The 8,677-nt window shown below is 73.7% G+C and carries 6 protein-coding genes; all 6 read left to right on the top strand.

Annotated features, from left to right (window positions below):
• The coding region (locus ABZ885_RS30915) for a LysR substrate-binding domain-containing protein (RefSeq protein WP_360195815.1) at window positions 1-490 on the top strand (490 nt) is incomplete at its 5' end.
• 829 nt (window positions 491-1,319) lie between these two features.
• Entirely contained in the window at window positions 1,320-1,733 is a 414-nt protein-coding gene (panD, locus tag ABZ885_RS30910; protein ID WP_360195813.1) for an aspartate 1-decarboxylase, read from the top strand.
• A 438-nt stretch (window positions 1,734-2,171) separates the two neighbouring features.
• On the top strand, window positions 2,172-3,953 hold the full coding sequence (locus ABZ885_RS30905; RefSeq protein ID WP_360195811.1) for an ABC transporter ATP-binding protein: 1,782 nt from the start codon (window positions 2,172-2,174) through the stop codon (window positions 3,951-3,953).
• A complete protein-coding gene (locus tag ABZ885_RS30900; protein ID WP_360195808.1) occupies window positions 3,950-5,710 on the top strand; it encodes an ABC transporter ATP-binding protein in 1,761 nt (586 codons plus the stop codon). The genes ABZ885_RS30905 and ABZ885_RS30900 overlap by 4 nt, the downstream gene beginning before the upstream one ends.
• 105 nt (window positions 5,711-5,815) lie before the next feature.
• Window positions 5,816-6,988: a pyridoxal-phosphate dependent enzyme gene (locus ABZ885_RS30895; protein ID WP_360195805.1), complete on the top strand. Its 1,173-nt coding sequence runs from the start codon at window positions 5,816-5,818 to the stop codon at window positions 6,986-6,988.
• Window positions 6,989-7,062: 74 nt separating this feature from the next.
• On the top strand, window positions 7,063-8,677 hold a 1,615-nt coding region (locus ABZ885_RS30890; protein ID WP_360195803.1), incomplete at its 3' end, for a beta-ketoacyl synthase N-terminal-like domain-containing protein.

Here is an 8,677-nt window from a genome sequence, read left to right as displayed (position 1 = left end):
CTCGCCGCCGCCGGCGGCAACACCCAGAGCATCCCGGCGCCGCACATCGAGTACGGCCAGCTCTCCCCGATGCTCCGACGAGCCGGTCCGGGTGGCGCTCAGCCGCCGGCACGCGCTGGCCGGGCGGGACGCGATCCGACTGGACGAGCTGCGCGACCTGCCGCTGCTGCTCTGGTCACGGGAGCAGCACCCGCGCTACTACGACCACGTGCTCGGGCTCTGCTCGGAGCGCGGGGTGGAGCCGCCGGTCCTGGTCAGCCCGCCGCGGATCGTCGGGTCGCGGCTCTACCTGCTCGCGCAGAACCGTGCCTTCTCGCTCGTCCCCGCCTCGCTGGCCGGGCACCTGACCGAGGACGTGGTCACCGTCCGGCTCGCGGACCGGGCCACCCTGCCGCTGGAGATGCAGTGGCGGCTGGACGACGGGAGGCCCCGGCTGGCGGCCCTGCGCGAGCTGATCCGGCAGGAGGCGGCCGCCCTCGGGGCCGGCTGACCGGCCGGCCCCGGGCGACCCGCATCCCGCCGGGCCGTCAGAACCGCAGGGACCGGCTCTTGATCACCCCGGGCCAGTCACCCTGGAGGTCGGTCACCCGCAGCCGCCAGACGCCGTTGGCGGCGTACGCCTAGGCGTCCGGCCCGAAGGTGGTGACGATGTTCCGGTTGCCGTCCCACACGGGCGCGGCCGCGCGATACCTGCCGAAGGCCCCGGCTCCGCAACGGAGTTGGCCGAAGAGGCGGACGCGGCGCGGTATGACGAAACCCCGGCCGTCGGCCGGGGTCCGTGAAAGCAGACCTGACACGCGCACGGGCCGCGAGCCCTCACTGCGTTCTCCATTGTAACGGCCGAGGCAGTAGCCGGCGCTGGCGTTCCGGGGTAATGAACGGCCAGTGGTCGGCCCCGCGCTCGCGCGGGTTACTCCACGTTCAGCGTCCGGGCCGGGACAAGCCGGCGTCAGCGACCGCCGCGTCCTGACAGGCCTGGTGACGGCCGGCACCGGGGCCATCCCGTGGGCGCCCCTGGAGTCGTGCCGGATGACGAGCGAGGGCCTGATTCCCCCCACGCCGGACACCTTGCGGGCCGAGGGCTCGCGGGCACTGCTCAGGACGACCGATTTCCGGACAATCATCCTCCGCCGGTTCAAGCCCGGGATTCTTCGAGTACGGTGGCATCCCGGGTACTTCGGCGGCCGGACACTCTGGCGACGCCGGCCCGCCGGCGACGCCGTGACCACTCCCGTGCATCGCTCCCACCGCCGCCGTGCGGCAGTTCGCATCCGGGCCTGACCACCAGCTGAATCCATCGTTCCCCGAGGACCACAAGCATGTACTTGACGATGATGAAGTCCAAGATCCACCGCGCCACCGTCACCCAGGCCGACCTCCACTACGTCGGCTCCCTGACGATTGACGCCGACCTCATGGAGGAGGCCGGCCTGCTGGCCGGCGAGCGGGTCGACATCGTCGACATCGACAACGGCGCACGGCTCTCCACCTATGTCCTCGAAGGCCCCCGGGCCTCCGGGGTGATCGGAATCAACGGCGCCGCCGCACGGCTCATCAGCCCCGGCGACCTGGTCATCGTCATCGCCTACGCCCAAGTGTCCGAGGACGAGGCCCGCGCGCTCAAGCCGCGGGTCGTCTTCGTCGACGAACACAACCGGGTGGTGACGACCGGCCACGACCCGGCCGAGGCGCCCGACGGGTCCGGCCTGCTGCGCGGCGACACCGCCGCGTGACAGAGGCCCGCGCCGCTGCGGGGCGGGCCGGACCCGTCGCGTAGTCGGGCAGTCGGGCCCAACCACCTTACGCGGCACCCGATCTGGCCCGATATTGACAAGCCCACACGGCTCTAAGAATATGGGTCCGATGTTGGTGCAGTGTGCGCACCACGACTCCGCTCCGCACGATCGGCCGTGTGGAGCGTTCTTGTCTCCGCCAGACCCGCCCCCCGGACGGGGGAGAGCGTCCGCATCCCGGACGTCACGGGCATTCCGGCAGGGAGCACTCCCCCCTTGCAGGACGCCGTCCCCCGACGGCCAACGCCACCGGACGCCGCGGGGTGCCCCTGCCAGAACTCGGGGCGCCCCTGCCAGGACGTCGTGCGGCCCGGGTGCCCGATCCACGCCGGACACCGCCGCATCGAGTCCCAGCAAACCTACCCAAGGACGAGCGAGATGACCGACGGACCAGACCAGCCCACGGGTACACGCCGGGTCCCGTACGCCGACCCGGGGTCGCCCGACCACCGGAGCCCGATGCGGTTCCTCTGGTGGCTCGTGTCGATGCAGCGCAAACGGGTACTGCTCGGCGCGACATGGGGAAGTCTGTGGATGTGCGCGCTGATGCTGCCGCCGTACCTGATGTCGCGGACGATCGACGACGGGCTGCGCGGGCGCGACACCGGGGCGCTGGTCGGCTGGGTGGCGGTGGTCCTCGCGGTCGGCGCGCTCGTCGCCGTCCTCGGCATCCTGCGGCACCGCACGATGACGTTCATCCGGATCGACGCCGCCTACCGGACCGTCCAGGCCATCACCCGCCACGTGAACCGGCTGGGGACGACGCTGCCGCGCCAGGTGTCGGCCGGCGAGCTGACGCACCTGCAGGCCGGTGACATCAGCCGGATCGCCCAGACCCTGACCATCACGGGGCCCGGCGTCGGCGCGGTTGTCGCATACCTCGCCACCGCCGTCCTACTGGTCAGGATCTCCGCCGTCCTGGCGGCGGTGATCCTGCTCGGCGTCCCGCTGTTGGCCGTCACCATCGGTCCGCTGCTGGAGAAGCTGCACGGCGCCGAGGGCCGGTACCGCGAGGAGCAAGGGGCGCTGACCGCCCTGGCCGGCGACATGGTGGCCGGGCTCGGGGTGCTGAACGGCATCGGCGGCAAGCCGATGTTCGCCAGGCGCTACCGGCAGCGCTCCCAGGACCTGGTGCCGCTCGGCTACCAGGTGGCCTCCCTCACCAGCTGGGTCCAGGCCCTGGGCGCCTGCCTGCCCGTCGTCTTCCTGGCCGTGGTGACCTGGCTCAGCGCGCGGATGGCGGCGGCCGGCGACATCACGGTCGGCGAACTGGTCGCCGTCTACGGGTACGTGGCTGCGCTCCTGGTACCCGTCTCGTTCTTCATCGAGGGCGCCGACGACCTCCCGCGCGGCCTCGTCTCCGCCCGCCGCGTCGTCGACATCCTGGCGCTGCGGCCCGAGTCGGCCCGCGAGCGCACCCACACGACGCCGCCCGCCGCTCCGGCGGAGCTGCACGACCCGGAGTCGGGCCTGGTGCTGCGCCCCGGGCAGGTCACGGCCCTGGTCGCGGCGCGACCGGACGAGGCCCGCGCCGTGGTGGACCGATTGGCCGGCTACGCCGAGTCCGACGCCACCTGGGACGGCGTCGGCGTCTCCGACTGGGAGACGACCGCGCTGCGCCGGCACGTCCTGGTGTCCGACAACGAGTCCTACGTGTTCGGCGGCACCCTGGGCTCCGCGGTGGCGGTCCAGGGCGGGCGCACGGCGGTGGAGATCGAGCGTTCCCTGCACGCGGCGGCGGCCGAGGACATCGTCGACCTCCTGCCCGGCGGCCTGGACGCGCCACTGGAGGACCGCGGCCGCAACGTCTCGGGCGGCCAGCTCCAGCGGCTGCGGCTGGCCCGGGCCCTGCTCGCCGACCCCGAGGTCCTGCTGCTCGTCGAGCCCACCTCGGCCCTCGACGCCCTCACCGAGGCCGCCGCCGCCTCCCGGATCGGCGCCTACCGCGCCGACCGCACCACCCTGGTCGTCAGCACCTCCCCGCTGGTCCTCGGCCGGGCCGACCAGGTCTGCCACCTCGTGGACGGCAAGGTCCGCGCCGTGGGCACCCACGGCGAACTACTCGCCTCCGAACCCGCCTACGCGGCACTGGTGTTCCGCGGCGACACCGGGGCCGGCACCGACGCCACCACGGAGCCCCAGGAAGGACTGGCCCGATGAGCCACGACGACGAGGCCCGCCGACTCCCGGTCGCCGACCCGGCGACCGTCCGACGGGCCAGCTGGCGCCTGATCGCCGACGACGGCCGGGCGATGTCCGGGATACTCCTGCTCACCTGTCTCGCCGCACTGGCGGGGGTCGCCGGACCCTGGCTCCTGGGCCGCATCGTCACCCGCGTCGAGAACGGCGAGCTGACCGTCGGCCAGGTCGACGGACTGGCCGCGGCGGTGCTCGGCTTCGCCCTCGCCCAGCTGCTGCTGACCCGCTTCGCGCGCTACCACTCGCACCGGTTCGGGGAGCGTGCCCTGGCCCGGCTGCGGGAGGAGGTCATCGACCGGACGCTGGCACTGCCCGGACGGTACGCGGAGCGGGTGGGCACCGGCGACCTGGTGACCCGCTCCTCCCTCGACGTGGGCACCGTGGCCGCCACCCTGCGCAACGCCGCCCCGGACGTCTTCATCGCCGGCGTCCAGGTGCTGTTCATCTTCGTCGCCGCATTCCTGCTCGACCCGCTGATCGGGCTGTGCGCGCTGGTCAGCCTGCCGATCGTCTGGGCGGTGAGCCGCTGGTACCTGAACCGGGCCCGGGACGCCTACCTCGCCGAGGGCGCCGCCGCCGGCGGGGTCACCGAGGCGCTCAACGCCACCGCCCACGGCGCCCGCACCGTCGAGGCGTTCGGGCTCGGCCCGCGCCAGAACCTCGCCGTCGACCGGGCCATCGACACCACCTACCGGGCCGGGGTGCGCACCCTGTTCCTGCGCACCGTGCTGTTTCCGATCACCGAGTTCGCCCACTCGCTGCCCATGGCGCTGATCCTGCTGGTCGGCGGCCTCGGCTACCTTGACGGCGCGGTGAGGCTGGGCACGGTGGTCGCCGGCAGCCTGTACATGTGGCAGCTGGTCGACCCGCTCGACCGCGCGCTCAACTGGGTGGAGCAACTGCAGCGCAGCGGGGCCTCGTTCGCCCGCATCAAGGGCGTCAGCCTGGTGTCCGAGGATCCGTCGGTGCTCGACCGGCGGCCGTCCGACGACCGGATCGAGGTCGGCGGCGTCCGGTACGCCTACCCGGGCTCGCACGACGTGCTCACCGACATCGACCTGGTGGTCCGCCCGGGCGAGCGGCTGGCGATCGTCGGCCCGTCCGGCGCCGGGAAGTCCACCCTCGGCAAGCTGCTGTCCGGCGTTGACGCCCCGGCCGCGGGACACATCCGGGTCGGCGGCGTGCCGGTCGCCGACCTGGCGGCGGCGGGCGAGCTGGGCGAACGCATCGTCCTCATCACCCAGCAGCACCACGTGTTCATGGGCACCCTCCGGGACAACATGACCATCGCCGCCCCGGACGCCGGCGACGACGAGATCCTCGCCGCGCTCGCCCTGGTCGAGGCCGACTGGGTGCGCGACCTCCCGGACCGACTGGACTCCGCGCTCGGGGCCGGCGGCCTCGAACTCGACGCGGCCCAGGCCCAGCAGCTCACCCTCGCCCGGGTCCACCTGGCCAACCCGCACACGCTGATCCTCGACGAGGCGACCTCGCTGCTGGATCCGGCCACGGCGCGGCAGGCCGAACGGGCCATGGCCGCCGTGCGCTCCGACCGGACGGTCATCTCCATCGCCCACCGGCTGCAGACCGCCCACGACGCGGACCGGGTCGCCGTCATGGAGTCGGGCCGCATCGTCGAGCTGGGTACCCACGACGAACTGGTCGCCGCCGGCGGGTCCTACGCGGCGCTGTGGCGGTCGTGGAACGGGGAGGGCTGACCCGCACCCACCGCCGCGAAACGAGGAACGCCTCCCGTGTCCACGGGGGGCGTTCCTGCTTGTGCCCCCGAACCGACTGCCCCGCACCGCAGTGAAAGGACCGCCATGGCCTCGCCCACCGCTCAGCCGACCGGCGCCGACGGCAAGTTCACGCTGGTCTGCGTGCTCTGCCGAGCCGAGTTCGCGCCCGCTCCCGTCTACCGATGTCCCTCCTGCTCGGGCGCGCTCGAACCCCGGTACTTCCTGGCCGCCGCGTCCCGCCACGACCACGCGGACCCGGAACAGGTGTACTTCGACTTCCTGCCGCTCGCCTCCCGCGGCTTCCTCGACTCCGGGATCACCGTACGGACGCCCTGCCGCCCGGCGCCCCGACTGGGCGAGGCCATCGGCGTGCCCGGGCTGTGGATCAAGGACGAGTCCCGGCAGCCCACGAACACCACCAAGGACCGGCTCGCCTCCGTGGTCACGGCCGTGCTCCGGCAGTTCGGGGTGAAGGAGTTCGTCGCCTCCAGCACGGGCAACAGCTCGACCGCGCTCGCCCGGGCCGTCCGGACGGACCCCGCAATGCGCGCCCACTTCTTCTGCGGCGCCGCCTTCGTCGCCAACCACGACGTCGAGCAGGACGACCGGACCACGCTCACGGTCGTCCCCGGCAGCTACGTGGCCGCCTCCGCCGAGGCCCGCCGGTTCGCCGAGGCTAACGGCCTGCACCTCGACGCCGGATTCTTCAACTGGGCGCGGCGCGAGGGGCTGAAGCTGGCCTACCTGGAAGCCTTCGACGCGATGGACCGCACCCCGGACGTCGTGGTGCAGGCGGTGAGCAGCGGCATGGGCGTGCTCGCCGCGCACAAGGGCGTGCGGGAGTACCGGGAGATCGGCGAACTCGACCGGATGCCGCGGTTCCTGATGGTCCAGGAGGAGTCCTGCGCGCCCGCCGCCAAGGGCTGGCGCGAGGGCCGCGGCGAGCTCACCGAGGCGGACCGGCTGGAGGACCCGTCCGGGCTGGCCACCGCCATCCTGCTGGGCGACGGCGCGCCCTACTACCCGTACCTGCACGCCATCGCCACCGAGAGCGGCGGGTCGATCCTCTCCGCCGACCGCGAAGCGCTGGTCGCCGCCCGCCGGATGCTGGCGGAGTTCGAGGGCGTCGACGTCTGCCACGCCGCGGCCGCCACGATCGCGGCCGTCCGCGACGAGGCCCGGGCGGGACGCATCGGCAACGACGAGACGGTGCTCGTCAACCTGACCGGACGCAGCCGGATGCCCGAGGGTGACTGACCTCTGCGGCACACCGGCCGAACCCACCGGACACCCCGGTGCGGGTACACCTCCTCCCCCTCGACGGAGCAACAGTGGCAGAGCACGGGCCCGATCGGCACACGGCGCGGGACATCGCCATCGTCGGCATGGCGGGACGCTTCCCCGGCGCCCGGGACCTGGACGAGTTCTGGAGCAACCTGCGGGACGGCGTGGAGTCCGTCTCCTTCTACACCCGGGAACAACTGCTCGCGGCCGGGGCCCCGCCCGAGGACGTGGCCCGGCCCAACTTCGTCCCGGCCGGGGCCGCCCTCGACGGGATCGACCGCTTCGACGCGGAGTTCTTCGGCTACACCCCGCGCGAGGCCGAGACCATGGACCCGCAGCACCGGGTGTTCCTGGAGACCGCCTGGGAGGCCCTGGAACACTCCGGGCACGTCCCGTCGCGCCTCACCGGGCGGGTCGGGGTGTTCGGCGGCGCCGGCACCAACAACTACCTGGCCAACATCCACTCCAACCCCGACGTGGTCGACGCCATCGGGCGCACCCAGGTGCTGCTCGGGAACGAACTGGGCTTCCTGGCCTCCCGCGTCGCCTACAAGCTCGACCTGCGCGGGCCGAGCGTGTCGCTGCGCACCGCCTGCTCGACCTCGCTCGTCGCCGTGCACCTGGCCTGCCGGGCGCTGCGCGACGGGGACTGCGAGACGGCACTGGCCGGCGGCGTGTTCGTCAACCCCGACCAGGAACGCGGCTACCTGCACCAGGACGGCTCGTTCCTCTCCCCCGACGGCCACTGCCGGCCGTTCGACGCCCGGGCCGCCGGCACCGTCTTCGGCAGCGGCGTCGGGGTGGTGGTGCTCAAGCGGCTCGACGACGCGCTCGCCGCGGGCGACACCGTCCACGCGGTGGTCAAGGGCACGGCGGTGAACAACGACGGCGCGGTCAAAGTCGGCTTCACCGCGCCCGCGGTCGACGGCCAGGCCGAGGTGATCACCGCCGCGCTGCGGGACGCCGGCGTCGCGCCTGAGGAGATCGACTACGTGGAGGCCCACGGCACCGGCACGGCGCTGGGCGATCCGGTCGAGGTCCGGGCCCTCGCGTCGGCCTACCGCGGGGTGCCCGCCGGTGCGGTCGCGCTGGGCTCGCTCAAGGCGAACATCGGCCACCTGGACGCCGCCGCGGGCGTCGCCGGGGTCATCAAGACGGTGCTCGCCCTCCGGCACGAGACCCTGCCGCCCACCCTGCACTTCACCGCGCCGAACCCGGCGATCGACTTCGCCGGCAGCCCGTTCCGGGTACAGCGGGAGAGCACGCCCTGGCCGCGCACGGACCGCCCCCGGCTCGCCGGGGTCAGCGCGTTCGGCTTCGGCGGGACCAACGCGCACGTCGTCCTGGCGGAGCCGCCCCCGGTCGCGCCCCCGGACGGCCCGGACCGCGCCTCCCACCTGCTCGTCCTGTCGGCCCGCGACAGGCGGGCGCTGGACGAGCTCACCGAGCGCACCGCCGCCCGGCTGCGGGAGGGCCGGGTACCGCTGGCCGACGCCGCGTACACCGCGGCCCTGGGGCGGCACGCCTTCCCCGAGCGCCGCACCGTGACCGGCCCGGACGCCGCGGCCGTCGCCGCCGCGCTGGCCTCCGGCGATCCCGCCCGGGTCGTGACGGGGCGCCACGACGGCACCCGGCCGCGGGTCGCCTTCCTGTTCGGCGGGC

The organism is Kitasatospora sp. NPDC047058 (genome assembly GCF_040643935.1).
Lineage (GTDB): Bacteria > Actinomycetota > Actinomycetes > Streptomycetales > Streptomycetaceae > Kitasatospora.
Note: the sequence above shows the minus strand (reverse complement) of the source record. Positions and strands in the feature narration are given on the sequence as shown.

Coding starts and splice junctions, on each gene's coding strand:
- panD (WP_360195813.1), top strand. CDS start 1,320: ATGTACTTGACGATGATGAAGTCCAAGATCCACCGCGCCACCGTCACC.
- ABZ885_RS30895 (WP_360195805.1), top strand. CDS start 5,816: ATGGCCTCGCCCACCGCTCAGCCGACCGGCGCCGACGGCAAGTTCACG.
- ABZ885_RS30900 (WP_360195808.1), top strand. CDS start 3,950: ATGAGCCACGACGACGAGGCCCGCCGACTCCCGGTCGCCGACCCGGCG.
- ABZ885_RS30905 (WP_360195811.1), top strand. CDS start 2,172: ATGACCGACGGACCAGACCAGCCCACGGGTACACGCCGGGTCCCGTAC.